Annotated in this window: 20 protein-coding genes and 2 pseudogenes; 19 read left to right on the top strand and 3 right to left on the bottom strand. The window is 37.7% G+C overall.

The annotated features are described in order from the left end of the window. Window positions 1–395: 395 nt before the first annotated feature. Window positions 396–707, top strand: coding sequence for a hypothetical protein (locus tag ACZ43M_RS15445; protein WP_464503442.1), 312 nt, complete (start codon window positions 396–398; stop codon window positions 705–707). A 40-nt stretch (window positions 708–747) separates the two neighbouring features. Here the strand turns inward: ACZ43M_RS15445 and ACZ43M_RS15440 are convergent, their stop codons facing one another. Both ACZ43M_RS15440 and ACZ43M_RS15435 read right to left on the bottom strand, forming a co-directional pair. Further along, entirely contained in the window at window positions 748–948 is a 201-nt protein-coding gene (locus ACZ43M_RS15440) for a hypothetical protein (RefSeq protein WP_464503441.1), read from the bottom strand. Next, a pseudogene (locus tag ACZ43M_RS15435) lies at window positions 945–1436 on the bottom strand (ATP-binding protein); the annotation flags it as partial. The gene ACZ43M_RS15440 and the pseudogene ACZ43M_RS15435, both read right to left, overlap by 4 nt. A gap of 429 nt (window positions 1437–1865) precedes the next feature. Between ACZ43M_RS15435 and ACZ43M_RS15430 the strand changes: the two are divergent. The 13 genes from ACZ43M_RS15430 to ACZ43M_RS15370 all read left to right on the top strand — a co-directional run bounded on the left by ACZ43M_RS15430 (window position 1866) and on the right by ACZ43M_RS15370 (window position 14335). Then, a complete protein-coding gene (locus ACZ43M_RS15430; RefSeq protein WP_464503440.1) occupies window positions 1866–2372 on the top strand; it encodes a DinB family protein in 507 nt (168 codons plus the stop codon). Between the two features lie 104 nt (window positions 2373–2476). Then, entirely contained in the window at window positions 2477–2746 is a 270-nt protein-coding gene (locus ACZ43M_RS15425; protein ID WP_464503439.1) for an SDR family NAD(P)-dependent oxidoreductase, read from the top strand. Between the two features lie 363 nt (window positions 2747–3109). After that, window positions 3110–4387: an ABC transporter substrate-binding protein gene (locus ACZ43M_RS15420; RefSeq protein WP_464503438.1), complete on the top strand. Its 1278-nt coding sequence runs from the start codon at window positions 3110–3112 to the stop codon at window positions 4385–4387. A gap of 79 nt (window positions 4388–4466) precedes the next feature. Then, entirely contained in the window at window positions 4467–5423 is a 957-nt protein-coding gene (locus ACZ43M_RS15415) for a carbohydrate ABC transporter permease (RefSeq protein ID WP_464503437.1), read from the top strand. A gap of 13 nt (window positions 5424–5436) precedes the next feature. Next, window positions 5437–6261 (top strand): carbohydrate ABC transporter permease, encoded by an 825-nt coding sequence (locus ACZ43M_RS15410; RefSeq protein ID WP_464503436.1) that lies wholly within the window; start codon window positions 5437–5439, stop codon window positions 6259–6261. 368 nt (window positions 6262–6629) lie between these two features. Beyond that, window positions 6630–8309 carry a hypothetical protein gene (locus tag ACZ43M_RS15405; RefSeq protein WP_464503435.1) on the top strand — a complete coding sequence of 560 codons (1680 nt, stop codon included), beginning with the start codon at window positions 6630–6632 and terminating at the stop codon, window positions 8307–8309. Between the two features lie 38 nt (window positions 8310–8347). Next, window positions 8348–9931, top strand: a complete 1584-nt coding sequence (locus ACZ43M_RS15400; RefSeq protein ID WP_464503434.1) for a hypothetical protein — start codon at window positions 8348–8350, stop codon at window positions 9929–9931. Beyond that, entirely contained in the window at window positions 9909–10226 is a 318-nt protein-coding gene (locus ACZ43M_RS15395) for a hypothetical protein (RefSeq protein WP_464503433.1), read from the top strand. The genes ACZ43M_RS15400 and ACZ43M_RS15395 overlap by 23 nt, the downstream gene beginning before the upstream one ends. 180 nt (window positions 10227–10406) lie before the next feature. Then, the gene (locus tag ACZ43M_RS15390) at window positions 10407–11036 is read left to right on the top strand and encodes a hypothetical protein (protein WP_464503432.1); all 630 of its coding nucleotides are present in this window, start codon (window positions 10407–10409) and stop codon (window positions 11034–11036) included. Between the two features lie 173 nt (window positions 11037–11209). Further along, window positions 11210–11536, top strand: coding sequence for an IS66 family insertion sequence element accessory protein TnpA (tnpA, locus tag ACZ43M_RS15385; protein WP_464503324.1), 327 nt, complete (start codon window positions 11210–11212; stop codon window positions 11534–11536). Further along, complete coding sequence (gene tnpB, locus ACZ43M_RS15380; protein ID WP_464503325.1) at window positions 11530–11889, top strand: IS66 family insertion sequence element accessory protein TnpB; 360 nt, start codon at window positions 11530–11532, stop codon at window positions 11887–11889. Before tnpA ends, tnpB begins: the two co-directional genes overlap by 7 nt. A 47-nt stretch (window positions 11890–11936) precedes the next feature. Next, on the top strand, window positions 11937–13559 hold the full coding sequence (gene tnpC, locus ACZ43M_RS15375) for an IS66 family transposase (RefSeq protein WP_464507943.1): 1623 nt from the start codon (window positions 11937–11939) through the stop codon (window positions 13557–13559). Between the two features lie 230 nt (window positions 13560–13789). Continuing rightward, window positions 13790–14335, top strand: coding sequence for a DUF6155 family protein (locus tag ACZ43M_RS15370; RefSeq protein WP_464503431.1), 546 nt, complete (start codon window positions 13790–13792; stop codon window positions 14333–14335). 413 nt (window positions 14336–14748) lie between these two features. On the opposite strand, the gene ACZ43M_RS15365 is transcribed toward ACZ43M_RS15370, so the two are convergent. After that, on the bottom strand, window positions 14749–15441 hold the full coding sequence (locus ACZ43M_RS15365; RefSeq protein WP_464503430.1) for an ArsR/SmtB family transcription factor: 693 nt from the start codon (window positions 15439–15441) through the stop codon (window positions 14749–14751). Window positions 15442–15531: 90 nt separating this feature from the next. On the opposite strand from ACZ43M_RS15365, the gene ACZ43M_RS15360 reads away from it, so the two are divergent. The 5 genes and pseudogenes from ACZ43M_RS15360 (at window position 15532) to ACZ43M_RS15340 (ending at window position 20578) form a co-directional block, all read left to right on the top strand. Next, the gene (locus ACZ43M_RS15360; protein WP_464503429.1) at window positions 15532–16008 is read left to right on the top strand and encodes a DinB family protein; all 477 of its coding nucleotides are present in this window, start codon (window positions 15532–15534) and stop codon (window positions 16006–16008) included. Between the two features lie 640 nt (window positions 16009–16648). Beyond that, the gene (locus ACZ43M_RS15355) at window positions 16649–17092 is read left to right on the top strand and encodes a hypothetical protein (RefSeq protein WP_464503428.1); all 444 of its coding nucleotides are present in this window, start codon (window positions 16649–16651) and stop codon (window positions 17090–17092) included. Between the two features lie 120 nt (window positions 17093–17212). After that, window positions 17213–17758: a DUF6155 family protein gene (locus ACZ43M_RS15350; protein WP_464503427.1), complete on the top strand. Its 546-nt coding sequence runs from the start codon at window positions 17213–17215 to the stop codon at window positions 17756–17758. Between the two features lie 393 nt (window positions 17759–18151). Continuing rightward, the gene (locus ACZ43M_RS15345) at window positions 18152–19777 is read left to right on the top strand and encodes an AMP-binding protein (RefSeq protein ID WP_464503426.1); all 1626 of its coding nucleotides are present in this window, start codon (window positions 18152–18154) and stop codon (window positions 19775–19777) included. A gap of 267 nt (window positions 19778–20044) precedes the next feature. After that, a pseudogene (locus tag ACZ43M_RS15340) lies at window positions 20045–20578 on the top strand (HXXEE domain-containing protein). The last annotated feature ends 97 nt before the right edge of the window (window positions 20579–20675 follow it).

The following is a 20675-nucleotide window of genomic DNA, read 5'->3' as shown; positions in this document are numbered from 1 at the left end:
AACCCAATTCTGCATAAAATGTGTCGTAATATTGGCGTTTAAATTGTTTATTTAGTATCCCACGAACTCTGGGGTCAGACCCCCGACTCGCTAAAGCTTTAAAGCGACGGGGGTCCACTGGCCACTGATTAAAAGAAAATGGATAAGAAATTATCCCGATACTATGCCAAGATGAACTAATTCATCTTGGCATTTTTTTATAACTGATGAAATGAACAAGAAGAGAAATTAATTTGAGGATTCGAATATTTGTCAAATACAGCCGATAAATAAACTATTAAATTCTTATTAATAGTTATTTTTTTGCAAAGTTTGTCTAAAAATATTGTAAAAATCCCCCTAATTATTTTTATAAAATAATTATAGTGCAAATTTACTATAAAGGGGTCTTTTGTGTGTCTGTAGAAAGCTACATTAAGGAGAATGTCTCTGAATTAAGAGGGAAAGTGTTTGTTGCCCCAGAAATCCCGGAAAAGAAGCTGAATAAGGCTATATCGGCAATTGCTAATGAAGTTGACCCGGATTATGTTGTTGCTGTCGCCGATACTTCGTTGTTTGGCAATACCAAGGAAGGTTGTGTATTCCTCGGAGATTCAGTCCATATCCGTGGCATGATGGAAAAACTGAGTATTGCGGATAGTTTGAGCCATATGTGCGGAGTTTTGAACCATCATTTGCGGATAAATGAGCCAGTAAGTGCAGGATAAAGAGCCAGTAGAACGGGGATTGTTCTAACGGCTCTTTATCTTATCTAAATCTCTTTTTCTTTAATTGCCTATCAATTATTTCAATCGCCAAACGTACAAGTTCATCATGATCTAAATCCTCTTCCTCAGTCCATATACAGGCGGCTAATAGCCTTTCTTCAACTCTATGCATCACCTTGCTAGGTAAATACCTATGAAGAAAATACTTAGCTATACGGTCTTCTACCTCTGTTGGTATCATCTAGATCCCACCAAGCCATTACGTTCTCTCATAGAGACTTCACCATCCACTAGGATCTTGTAGGAATCATGAACAATGCGGTCAAGAATCGCATCAGCTATCTGTGCTTGGCCTAGTTTTGAGTGCCATCCTTCCGGTGAAAATTGAGAACAGAATATAGTTGATGCTTTCTTAAACCTTGCCTCAATAATCTCCAACACATGAAGTACATTCTCTTCTGAAAGATCTGTTAATAACCACTCATCTAGTATCAATAAATCTACCTTTCTATATTTTTGAATTAAATTACGGAAGCTACCATCTGCTTCATACTTCGCTACAGCTAGCTCATCAAGTAATTCTGGTAATCTAATATATTTTACATTATAAAATTGACGACATGCATGAACCCCGAATGCATTGGCAATCCACGTTTTTCCGTTTCCTGATGCCCCCATTAAAATTATGTTATGATGGCTTTGAATATAATTCCCTGTTGCTAACTCTAGCGGTTTCCCTTCTCATCCGTCTCGATATTAGGAAATTAAGAAATATGAGCGAAAATCGAGTGATGAACAACGCTAGGAATATTTAGAAATCCGCATAATATATAGAGGTGCACACAAGCTAAAACTCATAGGATAACACACTGTAATTCGCAATATAATTTACAGTGTGTTTTTTATCGTTATTTCAACGCTTATCAGATATTGTTACTCAAATTCACCTCAGTTTTCACAATCTAATTCAAAAGGAATGAAATAATTATTGGAGGGTATGTGAATTTGTTGAGATTTTGCGTGTGATAGATAGAGTGTTTTCCAGAATATATATGTTAAAGTAATATTAGAAATATACAAGAGTTATAAGGAAAAAGAGAGTAAAAATAATGTGTTCTTTCATGAACATTAAATTTTTAATGGTAAAGGAGTGATTAAATGAGGGATTTAGAACTAATTGAAACCTATAAAAGCGAACTGCAAAATTATTCACTTGAGCAACTAAGATATGTAACAGCTGAAGGGGTTTGGTCCATTGGTCAAATGTACGACCATGTGATTCTCGTTGCCATGGAGTACTTAGATAATGTGGAAACTTGTGCAACATTAAAGGAAGAGCAAAAGCTTGGGAAAACGGAGGCTGGTGAATATGTATATAACATTGGAGGGTTCCCACCAATTAAAATCAAGTTACCGGACAAACTAAATTCCCCACCAAGCAATTCGGATAGTATAGAAGAACTAACGAGTAGGCTGGATCAAGTAATGAAGAGGTTGAGGCGATGGGAATCTAGAGTAGATGCTATAAATCCCAACTACAAAGTTAAACATGGAGGATTTGGCTGGCTGAACTCAAGAGAATGGTTCGATCTTGTCGGTATGCATTTTCGCCATCACTTACGTCAGAAGTCTGAACTAGAACATAAGATTGGGATCAGAAACTGATTTGGAAATATTGTAGAATAGATTTAGCATTGTAATAAAAAACTTAAGTTGTGCAAAGTAATTTCACCTCGCAAGAGAACCCGTTAATAATATATAAAAACGTTATGGAATTGAGTAAACAAACCGTTTTGGTCACAGGAGCAAGCAGGGGGTTAGGAGCTGCATTGGCAACCGCATTTGCAAACGAGGGAGCCAATGTCATTGGGAACTATTATAAAAGCAATGAAAAGGCAGAAGACCTAGTCAAAACCTTAGGTGAAAAGGCCGTTGCCATTCAAGCGGATGTGAGAGACAAGGATCAAGTTAATGAAATGGTGGCGAAAGCAAAAGGGTACTTTCAAACTCCAATCACAACCATAGCCAATCCCCTTTGAGGGAACCGTCCATTGCCGGACCGAACATGTTGCTGCATGTTCGGTCTTTTTTAATTTATGAGAATCTTGATTACATTATAAGCCATCATGCAGTACAGAAACAATCTAGTAATAAAGGATTATTTTGTATGTCGGGAACTGGCATATTTGTCCTATATTTTGAACATTTGTAATATTATATCTATTTAACCAATAAAATACCTAATAATATTAAATAGACAAGTCATAAGTTATGTATTATTCATTACATTTCCTTATTTTATCAAAGGGAGAGGGGTGTTTGAGAAATTGTTTTTTTATCTTAAAGGAATATGCTGCTGATTACCCATTTTTACATAGTAAAAGCAAAAAGGAGGATGTTAAATGAAAGCAAAGCGGTTTTTATTGTGGGGGTTTCTTTTTGTTCTGAGTTTGGTAGTTATCGGCTGCAGTAGTAAAGAAAGTAGTAAGGAAGGCGGCGAAGAAAAAGTAAAAGATAGTGAAAAAGTAGAGTTAACGATGTACAGCTGGAGACCGGAAGACAGGGAAATGTATGAAAAGGCGATTAAAAAATTTCAAGAGAAGCACCCAGATATTACTGTTAAATTCGAACCTTATGAATCCACAGAATACAACACCATTCTATCAAATGCTCTTGTATCCGGTGATGGGCCGGATATCCTCCAACTTAGACCCTACTCTGGTGCCAAAACCATGGCAGATAGCGACTATTTACTTCCTCTTGATGACCTAGATGGCATTAAAAATATTAATAGCGAGTATTTGGATGCTGCCAAAGGAAGCGATGGAAATGTTTATGGGGTTCCACTTTCCTTAAATTCCGGAGTTATTTTCTACAACAAAAAGTTATTTGAAAAACACAAAATCGAAGTACCAAAAACATGGGAGGAATTTACTGCAGCCTGCGAAAAGTTGAAAAAAGCTGGCATCATTCCAATCGCCCAATCAGGAAGGGCAGCGTACTTGTTATCCATGACTCACGCAGTTATTGCTCCTAGTGCTTACGGTAATAATGAGTTAGTAGAAAAAATCACGTCCGGAAGTGCAAACCTCACAGACCCAGCTTTTGTTGAATCTGTAAAGCGCATGATGGATTTAGAGAAGTTCTTCCCAGAGGATTTTATTGCTCTTGAAGATAACGATGCCCAAACATTGTTCTATACAGAACAAGCTGCCATGTATATTAATGGTGACTATCGTCTGGCTACCATTGAAGGGACAGCACCGGACATGTCGATTGGTGTCATTCCAGGTTTAAGTGCGGATAATGGAGAGCTTGCTGTAACAACTTGGGTAGACGGTTCTTATGCAGCTGCCAAGAGTACGAAACACCCTGAAGAAGCAAAACAATTTATGGAATTTTTAGCCTCGGAAGAATTTGGCACAATCTTTACTGAAGAGTCTAATAGATTAAGTGCAGTAAATGGCGTAACGCCAAAGCATCCAATTGTGAAAGAGATTTCTACTGCAGCGGCAGCAAACTCAACTCCTTATTTAATGCTAGTACACTTTGGAGAAGGGGAGCCGACGACAAAAACAACTTTCGAAAATGCACTTCAAGGAATGTTTTTAGGAAAACTTACAGTTGATGGTGTCATCGAGGAAGCACAAAAAAATGCTGACAGAGCAGCAAAAAAGTAAATGAATTTGACAACTTTTTATCGAATAATATAGAGCCATTTCTTGGCTCTATATTATTTACGACCCGAGGAGGGATAAAATGGCTGAATCCAAGCCTTCCATAGAATCCGTAAACAAACCAGTGAAAAAAAACTTTGTGGCTAGGAAGCATCTAGCCCATTTGTTTCTCTCGCCAGCAGTGCTCTTATATGGAGTCTTTCAACTTTTCCCTCTTGTCACTGCGGTCATTAACAGTTTTTTTTCTTGGAAGGGATTTACCAGAGATACATTTATCGGACTTGAAAATTTTATTGTTTTATTTACAGAGTCTCCATTCAAAGAAACCTTTTTAAACGCGTTTAAACATAATTGGATCTTTTTCGTTGTTAATGTTTTTTCGGAATTGGTGATTGCGTATATTTTGGCTCTCATTATCAATAGCCGAATGAAAGGAAAAGAATTCTTCAAGACGATCTTTTTCTTGCCTAAACTTCTTTCCGTTATCGTCATTGGATTTCTGTTTAGCCTTATCCTTAATCCAACATCAGGAGCACTGAATCTTTTTTTAAAAGCAATTGGGTTAGATTTCTTAGCTCAGCCGTGGCTGGGAAGTACTGATACAGCTCTCGTAACGATTATTTTGATTAATAGCTGGGCAGGGATCGGTTTCTCCATGCTGATTTTTCTAGCCAGCTTACAAACAATAGATAAGGAAATTTTTGAAGCAGCAAGGATCGATGGTGCATCTGGATTAAAGATGATTTTTAAGATTACTATTCCCATGACGATGAACGCTATTATGACGATGACCATTTTAACTTTTATCGGCTGTTTTGAAACCTTTGAACTCATTTATGCAATGCAGGGATCTTCTGGTGGACCATACTATTCAACTGACGTGTTAGGTACATATTTTTATAGATTAGCATTTGGATCGGTTGAGGGTGGACAATCTATTGGTCTAGGTTCAGCTATAGCTGTCGTGTTATTCTTGATTATTGCCTGTTCGACGGCCATATTAATGTTTTACTTCAAACGAAAAGATTTTGAAAGATAGGAGGCGAGTACTTTTGCAGACAAAATGGCAGATTCAGTCCATAAAATATATTATTTTGACGATTACAACCGTTATCATTTTTTACCCTATCTTTTTGATGATGAATTCTTCCTTTAAGCCTAAGCTTGATATCATGACTTCTCCCTTTAGCTTGCCAAAAAGTGTTTCATTTGAAAATTATCAAGTAGTCTGGGAAAAAGTTAATTTCTCCGGCTATATCTGGAATAGTCTTATTGTAAGTGCGGCTTCCGTTTTCATTGTCATTTTCGTATCATCCTTGGCAGCGTTTTACTTATCGAGATATTCATTTAAGTGGAATTCTTTTGTCCTGTTCTTTTTTATGATTGGATTGATGCTGCCTATGAAGCTTGCTATTATCCCTCTTTATTTAATCATGAGAAATCTGGGGTTATTGGATACGCATTTCTCCTTAATTGCCGTTTATGTAGCAGGAGGGATTCCGTTTGCTGTGTTTTTATTTTATGGATTCTTTAGAACCCTTTCGCAAGACCTGGTGCAGTCGGCTCGATTAGATGGTTGTAATGATTTTCAAGTTTATTATAAAATCATGCTGCCTTTAATGAAGCCTTCTATAGCTATAGTTGGAATTGTTAATTTAGTAAATGTATGGAATGATTTCTTTTATCCATTAATTTTCATAAAGACAGATGAATTAAGAACGATCCCACTTGGAATGCTAACGCTTTTTGGGGAATATGACACCGAATGGAATTTATTATTCGCGGGTTTAACACTTTCATCCTTGCCGTTACTGATTGCGTTTATTTTTGCCTCCCGTTTGTTTATTGAAGGCTTAACGTCAGGAGCATTAAAATGATGGAAGAACGCTGGATTACATTTGACCTCGACGGAAATAAAATCGACTTAATTGTTGGACCGGACTAGTTGCTGCTTGTCTGGTCCTTTTTAATTTTTCAAATTCTTACGTTTATTATGACTATGCAACAACTATGGTTATCAAAATATCCCATTTCAATACCCAATGAACTACATAGCTATTTAAAAAGGGGAGATGTTCATCATCTCCCTCTAACTCAATTAATTTGCAGTATATTCCTCACTAAAAACGCAAATTACATTCATATCAATTTATTTGCGAAGTTTGTCTAAAAATATTGTAAAAATCCCCCTAATTATTTTGATAAAATAATTATAGTGCAAATTTACTATAAAGGGGTCTTTTGTGTGTCTGTAGAAAGCTACATTAAGGAGAATGTCTCTGAATTAAGTGGGAAAGTGTTTGTTGCCCCAGAAATCCCGGAAAAGAAGCTGAATAACGCTATATCGGCAATTGCTAATGAAGTTGACCCGGATTATGTGGTTGCTGTCGCCGATACTTCGTTGTTTGGCAATGCCAAGGAAGGTTGTGTATTCCTAGGAGATTCAGTTCATATCCGTGGCATGATGGAAAAACCTAAGGTCTTTAAGTATGAAACCATTGAAAAGGCCGAATACATATGTACGGAAAAGAAAAAAGATAATGGAAAAATAGAGAAAAAAGAAGAAGTAGCTTTATATTTTCATAATCAGGAACGGGTCTCGTTAACCTCCAGCTTAATTGGAATCAAGTATGAACTATTTGCTAACCTGATTAATGGCATTATCGCTGAATCAGGAGATGAGAAAAGTTTTACAACCACCTCCCAAACGCTGCCGCTTGCGATGATGGAGGAGGATATTAAAGCAGCCTATATTAAACTGGTATGTAATTTTGCTTATTCTGATGACGACCTCATTGATGCAAATGAATATGCGGAAATAACCTCTCTAATTGCCAGGATTGAGCTTTCCGTGAAACAACGCCTGGAGTTACGAGGTTATATGTGTGATAAGAGTGTTTTGGAAGTAAATGATGTGTTGCTGCAATATCTACAGGACTATGTTCCAGAAGGAAGTTTCGATATTGTCAAAAAATCGCTTATAAAAGATATTCTTTATATTTTTAAACTTAAAAATGATGCCACTCTATGGGTGCAAAATGGTTTTATACGGGACCTCCAAAAGAAGTTATCTATTGACGATGAGCAAATCAATGTTATCCTGGCAGCAATACAAAGTGACGAGGATATTTTGAAGCAAAGAAAAAATGATTCCGAAATCAAAAAGGCAATGAAGGATTTGGCTGCAAAAGCAGGAGCAGTTGGTGTCCCGATGGCTGCCATTTACTTTTCCGGTTCGGTAATCGGCCTCGGTGCCACAGGGATTACTTCCGGTTTGGCTACCCTGGGTATGGGTGGAATTCTTGGCTTTTCCGGTATGGTCACCGGGATTGGTGCTGCATTGTTAATTGGAGTAGGGGCCTATAAAGGAATTAAGAAGGTTACAGGCATAAGTGAATTGGAGAATAATAAACAAAGAGAATTGATGCTCCAGGCTATTATTCGCAATTCGCAAAAATCCCTTAACTATTTAATAGAAGATGTAAACGAGATTTCTCAGCAATTAATGTCTGAAGTTCAAAAAGGAATGGAAACCACGAAAAAAATTGAGAAGATGTCAGGTCTTCTGGCCATGCTGAGTAAGGGTGCTAAAGCGACTACTGAGAAAATTAACTCCGCAGAAATTGAGACGACTTTGGCGCAGCTGCCACAGAAGCTGGATATCGTCAGATTAGAGGAATTAACCAACCAGGCAACAAAAGAAAAAGTACGTGCCTTTATTTTATCCTGTTATAACGAGACCGAAATTTTTATGGAAGATGGAAAAACTCAAAAGTCCTTTATTTTAAACGACCAACTGCCATTACCTACATTGGAAAAGCTGTATCAAGCCATTGATGGAATTGGCTACTTAAATGTAAAAGATGCCGCATTTGCGTCAGTAAAAGGAGCCGCGAAGGGGTTAGTAAAAAACTTCATGAATTAAATCATGGGTGAAATGCTTTATGTGCTGGGGGAACCAATGTGAAAAAGGAAATAAAAGATGAGCTAATCAATAATGCCGGAAATGCCATGAAGATTCAAAAGCATCAGCAGCAGGCTGTACAAAATCAGCTAGCTTCTATCGGAAAATCAATCGATCACCTTTCTGATATCAACCAGAAAAATGCTGATGATTTGGATGACTTACTCTTACAGGCCGAATTATTATGCCTGCAGCAAGGTGTGGATACTAGTTTGATAACAGAAGATGATCGGGAGTCAGGCATTGAGCTTTTTTCATTAACTGAGGAAGAGAAATCAAGTATTCAATTTGAACAGCTTAAAATGTTAGATACAGTAGATGCGGATGAAGAGGTAAGCTGGGACGATTATCTAAATAATATTGAAGAGTATGCGGAAAAACATCACATCAATCTGGACCGCGACCCTTTTGAGGATTTGATGACCAGTGCAGAACGTGCACAAATTAGTGAACGCATCCGCCATGATTACAAGATGAAAAAAGCAAATTGTGATAAGTATGATTATCTGATTGCGACGTTTTGCGGGGTTGCCTCGGGCTTGATTGACAGCTTTTTTGTAGGGATGCCGGGGGAGAGCAAACTGGGAAAATGGACAGATGCTCAAACGGATAGTTTAGTGGAAAAGTTTTCGAAGATGGTGTGGAATGCGGACAAAAATAATGGTAGTACCCGTCGCAGGGAACCAGATGGTATTGCAAGTGCAATCGGGTTTCTTGAGGAGCGGTTTGAGGTCAATTATGATGCCCGCTATGCTGCTGACTTGGAACTGGGTGATCAAGTTCTTAACATGAGCCCAAAAGACCATCATTTAAAATCACTTGCCCACTCGCCCGACTTGATTGGATTGTTTTTTTCAATCCTAGACCAATTCACCGGTAAAGCCAGTTTTGTTTCTGATGGGCAGCTTATTCGCTTGAGGCCAGTAGGAAAAGGGGCGAGGTTTGAACTGGAGGGCGGTAATTTCTTAGCAAAACTGTTTTGTGGTTTTTGCAATTGGATTGGCCATATCATGTCCGATATTGCCGGATCCAGCGGAACGCGGGGCCATAATGATGGGAGAAGGGGTGCTGGTGTTCCGATTCCTTTCTTTGAATTATTTCAGTTTTGTGATTTTGGGTCTTTCAAGGTTGGGGATGAACGAAAGAACCTTGCGGAACTGATGTCTAGTGTATTTCAATCCGGCTATGATGCCCGTTTCGGTGCCGCCATGGCGATTCCAGTGGTGATTAATGAGCTGCTGATTCGCCTCCTATGGGCGATCAAGAGCAGGTATTACCACAAACGGACTTGGAAGGAATCCATTCCCATTGGACTTGGAAGCAGACCAGAGCTGCGAAGAATGCTGGTTGTTGGCCACGGTTCATTATGCCTGGTTGATGGGTTGGATGCAGCTGCTCGTTCAGGGGGCCAACTGCTGACATTTGCTCTTCATTTAAATATGATTGCCTGGTCGAGATTTGCTTTTTCAGCCTTAATTGAAATACGTGCACTGTATAAAGAAAATTCTTTGGACCTTGTTGCAATGAAAAAGGACCTTGCAATGGAGTGGGAACGATTGTATGGGGATACAAAATTACGATGATAAGCAAAAGGGAGATGGACTGGTCATCTCTTTAAGAGAGGTTGTCGATAATATAAAGCAGTTTAATCAAGATTTAACAGATAACACAGAAATTGTTTCACAGCTTACACAGTTCAAGCACGGGTACTATATTCCTAGTTTAGATGCATTCGGGCCAAGTAAATACATAGGCTATAAAAATATGAACACCTCCAGATACGACAGAGGTAAAAGAAAAACAGGAGTAGACACCGAGAAAATTCTGAAAGAATGGTTTACAAGCTGCCAGTGGAGTCTGCAAAGAGCCAAGAATTGATGAAGGAACTCTGTAAATTGGTTGAAGCCCACGGTAAAAATGTAAGAAGCAATGCTTATATTCATGTGTTAAAGAATGGGATAAGTTGTCCGTAAAGTGTACAAATGGCTAATGGTTTTATAATAATCATTTTTAAAGTCTAGCAAAATACTAAAGTGGTATCACAAGGGAGTGCATGTCTTGATACACATCTTTAATAGAAATAAAAGAGTAAGTGTGGTTAGCCAACGTACAAAAGATGATATTATCAATGCTTTGTGGTTTGATCTAAAAGAAAAAAATTTCTTAGGAAGTGAGGGTACTATAGAGAGAGCTATTAGAGATGATTATTTACCACATTTCACTCATTTTGGTAGTAGACGTGGAATAATTGGAAATATGTATTGGACAGAAAATGCCCTGCAAAATATAGAAAAGTTGAAGCGTGTTATTAGAGTTAAACCAAATTTAAGTAAAGAAGAGAAATTGCAACATGAACACATTGTTCCTAGAAATAAAATATGTGATACGTTACTAAATAGCAGAGGAGAAGTTTATTTTACAAAGAACTTTGTATCAGACATACTTACCTATTATGCTAAAGGAGTCACTATAACTAAAAAAGAGCATGACCTATTAAGGAAAGATGACATGCCAGATGATTTTTATGATGTAAATAATATGGAGTATTTTTACAACCCATGGGCGAGGTACAAATTGGTTCCAGAGATAAAGGTTTTTCAAGTAAGTTGGGTCAAAATTGGAAATGAATATCGGGATTATAATATCGGTGAACAGGTTGATTACAGTAAGTGGAATTGGAGGCATTAAAACAAATTAATTTATCCGATGAAAATGGGAAGTTACTTTTAAAAATCTGATTTTTCCCCGTGTGACAGAGCAATGGGGCCCCTTTATTTGTAAGCGTCAAATAGAATCCACCTATTAACATATATAGTACCTGTGAGATAATCTCTTCAAATCAAGGTTTGAGGAGGTTTTCTATGTCCAAGAGAAATAATCTAGAATTGTATAAAGAATGGGAGCGGAGGATCGCCCTTTACAAGACGAGTGGTCTAACCCAATCCAAATGGTGTGAAATCAATGAAATAAGTATTCATCAGTTAAAGTATTGGCTTTATAAAATCGATAGTTCTGATTCAAGCCAAAAATCCAATAACAAGTGGATACCGATAGCATTAGAAGAATCTGATGAGCAACAAAATGAAACATTAAATATTAAAGTTGGTTCAGCATCCATCGAGGTTAAACCTGGCTTCAATCCAAAACTACTGGCGGAAGTAGTAAAGGCATTGAAATCAGTATGTTAAAAGAAGTTACGGTAGATCGTGTCTACCTCGCACGAGGTAGCACAGATTTACGGAAATCTATCGATGGATTGGCTGCTCTTGTAAAAGAAGAATTCGAACTAGATCCCTTTTCTTCAAGTCTATTTGTTTTTTGTAACCGGCAGCGGGACAAGTTAAAAATTCTTCAGTGGGAGCATAACGGCTTTTGGCTTTATTATCGCCGGCTGGAGAGAGGAAATTTTCATTGGCCATCTGAAAGTAATAGTACAGCTCCTTTGAAAATTAGTCCTCGACAATTGCGGTGGCTCCTCGATGGATTATCATTGGAACAAAAACATGCTCACCCTGTTGTAACGGCAAGAACAGTAATTTAAATAATGAAAAATCAGGGAATTCGCCCATTTTGTCGTATAATAAATTTATGAAAAAGACAGTGAATTCTACTACCCCAACCCCTACAATTGAAGAACTTCTGCAACGCTTGGAAATGCTGGAGAAGCAAAATGCAGAATTAGAGGCGAAGCTAAAAAAGCAGAGCTCGTTAGAGGCAAAATTAAAATGGACTGAAGAACAGCTTCGCCTTCTGCAGAAAAATAGATTCGGCTTTTCCAGCGAAAGAACTAACCCCGATCAATTGGAACTTTTCAATGAAGTCGAAAAAGAAGCCAATCCAGATTTGCCAGAACCTACTTTGGACTCCATTACCTATCAACGGCGCCGCAAAGTTAGCGGCCAACGTGAAATGATGTTAGAAAACTTGCCTGTGGAGACGATTGACTATCGTCTATCCCCTGAAGAGCAGGTTTGTTCGTGTTGTGGTGGAAACCTACATGAAATGAGTACGCAAGTACGCCAGGAACTGAAATACATTCCTGCGGAATTGAAAGTGGTCAAGCATATTCAACACATTTATTCTTGTCGCCATTGTGAGCGAGAGGAATTGGAAACTCCGATTGTAACAGCACCAATGCCTAGACCGGTTCATTCGGGAAGTTTAGCATCTCCATCTCTAATGGCACATATTATGAATCAAAAATATGTGGATGGGCTGCCATTATATCGCCAAGAAAAGCAATTTTCCAGATTGGGGGTACCGTTATCACGCCAAACTCTTGCCAATTGGATGATTCACGGGGCCAGCCGGTGGTTGAGTCCACTTTATGATCGCATGCATCAACTTCTTTTGGAAAAGGATATTTTGCATGCGGACGAATCGACTCTGCAGGTACTTCACGAACCCGGTCGGCCAGCCACGTCAAAATCATATCTCTGGCTCTACCGCACTGGAAAGGAAGGACCTTCAATCATCCTTTACGATTATCAGGAAACTAGGTCAGGTAAAAATGCCGAGAAATTCCTGTCAGGGTTTAAAGGATATTTACAGGTTGATGGATACGCCGGGTACCATAAGGTACCTAATGTAAAACTAGTCGGTTGCATGGCCCATGCTCGACGTAAATTTGATGAGGCTTTAAAAGTATTGCCTTCTTCAAAGCGTCTGACATCAGGAGCAGCTGCAATAGAAGGTCTCCAATACTGTAACCAACTATATCGCATTGAGCGTGATCTAAAAGAATTATCCCATGCAGAACGATACGAAAAACGTTTAGAACGCAGCAAGCCGGTCTTGGATGCTTTTTTGTCATGGCTAAAAATACAGCAGCAACAAGCGTTACCAAAAAGTGCTTTAGGTCAGGCGGTAACTTACTGTCTTAATCAATGGGATAAATTAGTGGCATACCTAGAGGATGGACGTTTGGAGATTGATAATAATCGAAGTGAGCGTTCAATCAAGCCCTTTGTGATTGGAAGAAAAAACTTCTTATTCTCAAATACACCGAGAGGTGCAAGGGCTAGTGCAATTATTTATAGTATTGTGGAGACAGCAAAGGAAAATGGGTTAAATCCATATTGTTATCTTCGCTTTCTTTTTGGGAGGTTACCCAACATTGATCTAACAGATAAAAATGCCCTGGATAAAGTGCTGCCTTGGTCAACAACACTTCCAATTGTTTGTAGAGATTTTAAAAACTTACCTAAATAATAACGCGATCCCCGCCTGGTTCACAGGTGGGGATTATTTTACGCTTACCTTTATTTAGATAACAGTACAGACATTCATCCTTTAGATTACGAGGGTTTGCCATTTTAAGAATTCAGTTAGCGAAGCCCAAGTTCTATCTAAATTATATGATAAAACATTGCTGATTTTAGAAATGAGTGATCATGCTGTATCATCTCTTGGATGATGCCAGTGGTTTTGGGAGGATAACAATGAAAATTAAAGTTACCGAATTGAAAAAGCAATTAAGAGAGTATGAACAAAAAGAATTAATTAATTTGATTGTAGAATTGTTCAAGGCAAATAAAGAAGTACAAAATATTTTATCCAGCAAATTCCTGGGTGAGGAGGCAGTTGAGTTTCTCTATTCGCAGGCTCGGAAAAAAATAGAGAATGAATTTTTCCCTGATAGAGGTGATGCAAAGCTAAGACTAGCGGAAGCCAAAAAAGCAATATCAACCTTTAAGAAAACAACGAATGATGAGAAACGGACAGTCGACCTTATGCTCTATTATTTAGAGCAGGGGGTTGATTTTACTAATACATATGGCGATATATACGAATCTTTCTACGTTAGTATGGAAAAAATGTTTGAACAAGTTTGTTTAGAGTGCAACAGGAATATAGAACTTTACGAAGAATTATCTGGTAGGTTAAGGCATGTTGTCGAAGCAGCAGACGGCACTGGATGGGGCTTCTTTGAAGGGTTAATAGAATCCTATTATATAATTGAATGGGTTGATGAGGAAGATGAATAATTTTAGAAGAAATTGATACCCTAATTGATCTCGTATAATAAAGTGTGATTAAATCAAAAAAATTATCGATTATTTTATTACGAAAGCTATTATGGAAAATAAAGGGTAAATAATAGTGTATTAATGTTTACGATAGAAGAAGAGCAAAATCGACAAACTAAACCTGATACCATTTTGTTAAGGGGTGATCGAATGTTTAATGAGGAGGAAAAAGATATGGGGACAGCTGCCATGAAGAGGATTGACAAGTCAAAAATATCTGGGACTATCTAAGGGTAAAAAAGAAATGCTTAGAAAGCACATGGGCAGCGCATCAGTTAAAATTGATTTAAACAAAGTTACTATACTAGACCCCCGACTCTCTAAAGCTTTAAAGTAACGGGGGTCTGACCCACTTGCCCATTTGTCCTATTTTACACTTGCTCAGTCGTAATCCCCAAGGATTCATATAATCCAACTCTACCTGTTTTTGTAACCTTAATAGCCCTGTCGGGGAGCTTTTCAATCCAACCTAGATCTAGCAACCGTACTAGAACAGCATTTCCTAAAGACCCTGCAAGGTGATAGCGCCTTTCACTCCAATCAAGACACTTTCGGGCAAAATATCGGCGTTTATTTCTTAAAGCAGCAAGGTCTATTTCAAAATCACGAAAGAATTTCTCTCCCATATCCGTTACATGAAAATCAACCTCACCTTCAATCAAAAGTCCTTTTTGTATGAAGGCTTCAGTCAAGGATACTCCAAGTTTTCCGGCCAAATGGTCATAGCAAGTTCGAGCAATTCTAACTTTTTCTGCGCGTGAAAAATCCTTCAAGGAATTTATATTTGGTGATGGCGAAATAACGGTCAACGTTTCTATCGCATGAGCAACATCTGGGCTAGCCAAACGAAAATAACGATGGCGTCCATGTTTTTCAACACCGACTAGATTTCCCTCTACCAGTTTTGCTAGATGGCCGCTAGCTGTTTGCAATGAGACATTTGCCTTCCTTGCTAACTCACTTGCCGGAAGACCGTCAAGTCCAAGGAGAGCTTCTAACATGGCTGCTCTAGATGAATCAGCCATTAGTTTTGCAACGTACGAAAAATCAGGCCTACTTCCCATTGTCATCCCCCCATTTACATTTATACTTCGATTATAACCGAAGTTTTCACGTGATAAAATAATGGAAACGTTATAGGGAGGAATAAAAAAATGAATGTACATGACTTAATCATTTTTAATTTTGAAGAAGTAAGACGAAGAAGTATAAAAGTATGGAAAGCAATTCCCGAACCAATGTTGAATTGGAAACCCGATAAAGATGCGCTTTCTTGTGCTGAAATGATTAGACATGTATTAGAAGCTGAATTTCTTTATCACCAAATTCTTATTGGAAGAGGTAGTAAAGCATTATCTAATTTAACTAGTCCATTTGAGACAAAAGAATTCACAACAGTAGAGGCTGAACTTGCATTCGCTCAGCCATATCGTGAAGAATTTATAAAATACATAAGGTCAATTAGTATATACGATTTAGAAAATACAGTAATCGACCGTTCTGACGTAGGCTATGTAAGAAAACTTGGGGATATGTTTTTGCGTATCGCTTATCACGAATCTGTTCACACAGGGCAATTGTTAGATTACATGAGAACGATGGGAATAGACCGTCCTAAAATTTGGGATTAATCTTTGTTCAATTAATGATTAGTTAGTAAGATAACTAAGAAGCTGTTTTTACAGTTTCTTTGCATTTTTCAATATTCCGCAATCGTGTGCTTTTATTGAAGAAGCAGGATAAAAAATAGCATTATTTACTGCGCAGTACAACAATACAAAGCCAAAAGCCTAATTCCTCGATGAAATGGGGGATTAGGCTTTTTCAAGTTAATATCTCATTGTTTTCCTAATCGTAAATTCCTTGGAAACAGATGGTACATAACATGGCATAGGTGGTAATTTCTTGTGCCTGTAATCATAGCCGCATAACCTCCCAATAATCCTCTTAAATCATTGATCTTAAGCTTTAACATTACCTTCTAAGGTATTCCAAACCAATTCAGTTTCACCAAATTTGGTAGAAGTATTTTTTTCTAAATTCTGCTAAAATAATAGTAAATGGATTATTTTTCATAGTGGGTATATTGATGGCTTATTGGATCTTTCAAGGAAATCCGAAACAGTTCGATGTTGAAATAATAATATGGAAGATTTCAAGGTTGTTTGCCAGTTGGGAAACGAAGTTTTATATATTAAGAGGATGTACGAGAGAGGAATCGGATCGAAAGAGTATTATCCTTTTACAAAACTATATAAGTGAGGCAATATCATGGCAAATAAGAAAGATAACAAAAATAGCACTCCAAGAAGGAAGCGATATTCCCGGTCTGGCAGTCTTCAAAACGCCAAGAAGTGGGCTGAACAATATAATGGGAAAAATGTTGCGAAGGGGTATAGTAAATGGTTTGGTGTAGATTTATTATGTGCCATTACGGAATTGGAAATGCTGGGTTATCAATGTAAACAGTCCTATATAGAACAGGTCAAGCAATCCCGTAAGGCTAAACAGATACAGAAGGAAAAAAGAAAACGTGAAAACGCAAAAATGGAAGAAGATTTTGGTGATGAAACGTTTTATTTTATAGCGGGATATACTGAGAATGGAGTCCCTTTTGGTTTGACTTGGGGAGAAATGGAAGAAGATGATAAAAATATATATTTGGATAAAAGTACAGTCATTCATTCTATAGACGACGAGGGCTTGCCATTTTAAGAATTAGTTAGCGAAAGCCCTAGTTCTATCTACATTATAAGATAAAAATTTGCTGGTTCAGAAATGAGAGATTATGCTGCATAATTTCTTGGTTGATACCAATATTTTTGGAGGATAACTATGAAAATGAAAGTGACCGATTTGAAAAAGCAATTAAGAGAGTATGAACAAAAAGAATTAATTGATCTGATTATAGAATTGTTCAAAGCAAATAAAGAAGTACAAAATATTTTATCCAGCAAATTCCTGGGTGAGGAGGCAGTTGAGTTTCTTTATTCGCAGGCTCGGAAAAAAATAGAGAATGAATTTTTCCCTGATAGAGGTGATGCAAAGCTAAGACTTGCAGAAGCAAAAAAAGCAATAACAACCTTTAAGAAGACAACGAATGATGAGAAACGGACAGTCGATCTTATGCTCTATTATGTAGAGCAGGGGGTTGATTTTACTAATGCATATGGCGATATATCCGAATCTTTCTACAGTAGCATGATAAAAATGTATGAACAAGTTTGTATGGAGTGCGACAGGAATAAAGAACTTTACGAAGAATTTTCTGGCAGGTTAAGGCATGTTGTTGATGCGGTAGATGGCATAGGATGGGGCTTCCATGAAGGGTTAATAGATTCCTATTATATAATTGAATGGGTTTATGAGGAAGATGAATAATTTTAGATAATAAATCAGATACAATTGCTAATGCTGCAAGAATCTTGATGTGCTTTAGAATTTCCTTGAAATAATCGATGAAAAATTCTTAAAAGAAGCAGAGGACAGTAATAAAATCAAGGAAGAAAAGCTAAAAAATGCTAGTAATATTATCAACCTTCAATTACATATATGTTTAAACATTCGAAACGTTTATAGATTTTAACGCTGGCACTTTGATTATCAGTGCCGAATCTTTTGATTTACATAAAAAGGAAAAATGTTCATTCCCCCACCCGATTTATTCTTTTTTTTGAAAATTGTTGGTAATTCTGGTGTGTGATACACTATTGTAAAGATACGCAATGTTCAAATAATTTGTGATTATGTTTATATTGAAGAGGGGGAAAGAAAATGAGCAATCCTATCAACGATCAAGTGAATCATTTTATTCAGCAATATCAGGGGCCGATTTCTTCTGTAACTGAATTACTTTGTGACCGCCATGAGGATAATAAAATTGCCTTTTATTATGAAAGCGCTAACGGAATAAAGCATCGCTATACATATGGTGAGTTAAAGAACGACTCTAAGATTTTTGCAAATGTATTAAAATCACTAGGTGTTAAGAAAGGAAGCCGTGTAGCAGTCTTATTACCTAAAGGCCCGGAATTGATAGTTTCTGTATTAGCGATTTGGCGTTTGGGTGCCGTTCATGTTCCACTTTTCACAGCCTTTGGTCCTCAAGCCATCTTTTATCGTGTGGAGAACAGCGGTGCTGAGCTCATTATTACGGATTCAACTAATCGTCCAAAGCTAAATGGTACCACAGCAGGGACGGACGCTATTGATACAAACAAAATAAAAGTGATCACTGTCAATGCAAATCCAGTGGCTGGGGATCTGGATTATTGGTCAACATTTGAAAATACTGAACCATTAGAGCGGAACGAAGTCGTCACCAAGGATGATTTATTTATTATTCTTTATACATCAGGAACTACGGGACATCCAAAGGGTGTGCAAGTCCCTGTTTATGCTCTGGCTGCCTTTGAAGCCTATATGGTATTTGGCTTAGATTTAAGGGAAGGGGACGTATTCTGGAATATTGCTGACCCAGGCTGGGCATATGGCTTATATTATGCTTTAATTGGGCCGCTCCTCCTTGGCGAAACTTTTATCGTCTACAATGCACCTTTCAATGTCGAAAATACATTACGAGTCTTCCAAGAAAACAAAGTGACGAATTTTGCCGCGGCACCTACAGCATATCGATCGATGCGAGCGGAAGGAATCGGTAGTAGTCTAAAAGAAACGTTACATCTCCGTGTTTTATCGAGTGCAGGAAAACCTTTAAATCGTGATGTGATTAAATGGGCTGAAAACTATTTAGGTTTACCGATTTATGATCATTACGGGCAAACAGAGCAAGGCATGGTCATCAATAATCATCATCATCCTGACTTACAAAGTACCTATAATCCGGGTACAATGGGGCAGCCAATGCCAGGATTTACAATGACCATTTTAGATGATCATGGGGTAGAAGCAGGACCAAATGTTGAAGGTCAAATTAGTATTGACACAGAGCAGTCTCCACTTTTTTGGTTTAGAGGCTACTATCAAAATGAGGAGAAAACAGCAGAACGCTATCTGTACGGTTCACGCTATTATTTAACAGGCGACGATTCTAGTTATGATGAAAATGGTTATTTCTATTTTTCTGGACGAAATGACGATATTATCTCAAGTGCTGGATACCGTATCGGTCCGTTTGAAGTGGAAAGTGCCATTATGGAGCATGAAGCCGTTGCGGAAACGGCCGTCATTGGCGTACCAGATGAACGTCGCGGCGAAGTAGTCAAAGCCTATATTGTCCTAAAAACAAGTTACCTTCCTAGTAAGGAACTTGAAAAGGACATTCAGCAGTATGTAAAAAGTAATTTATCAGCACATGAATATCCTCGTATTATTGAATTCGTTGATGCTTTACCAAAAACACCAAGTGGTAAAATTCAACGGTTTCTTTTGCGGAGTTAACTAGCAATTATAGAAATTCCTTGTGAATTCCGGGTAGCCTTTTAGCTAATCCCAGATTTTATGTTTGAATCGAGAATTACCAGGTACCATCCGGAAATTGGAAGGTGCCTGGCACTTCTTGTTGTTCGCACAGGAGCAGCAGGCAAAATTCACTCTATTTATTTCAGGGATCCCGACCTGAATTTAATCGAAGTATCTAATTATGTTGAAAGTCAGACTAGTTTAAAGAGAGAAGCATAGTAGCTTGCTTTTTTCCACGTAAAGGGAGTGATTCCTATTGATCAATTAACCATTCTTTTAATTTGGCTATTTCCGATCATTTTTGGCATACATGACTTTGAAGAAATTATATTGGTAGAAAATTGGGTTTCTAAAAATAAGGAGGATCTTATTAAAATTCTTCCGAAAAGGGCTAGTGCATTAATTGAAAAGAACTTTGCCCAGAAAACAAATCAGTTTTCTTTGGTTGTGTATGTTGAGTTTATCTTAATCTCACTTTCTACCATATTCGTATTTTTAAATGGATTTAATGGAGGGTATTAATGGCTGTATTTAGGGTTTTATAGTGTGTTCTTTCTCCATTCCTTTACCCATATTGGCCAGACCATTTTATTAAAAAGATACACACCTGGTGTCATTACTTCGGTCCTGTTCATTATTCCATACGGTGTTTGGTTTTATAGTGTGTTACTGGAAAATAACACCCTAGTTGTTCGGGATCTATGGATTAGTATCCCGATTGGGATTGTTTTGTTCGCTTTATTTTTTCCTGCATTAATGAAAACTGCTTCTAAATTCTAACGATAATTACGTTATTTAATGAAAGGTAAGGATGTTTTTGATAGGTAATAAAACTGATAAAGGTTTCGAATCTCTATAGGGGAAAACTTCCGAAATT

It is taken from the genome of Neobacillus sp. B24, from assembly GCF_055381825.1.
This window is presented reverse-complemented; position numbering and strand designations above follow the sequence as displayed.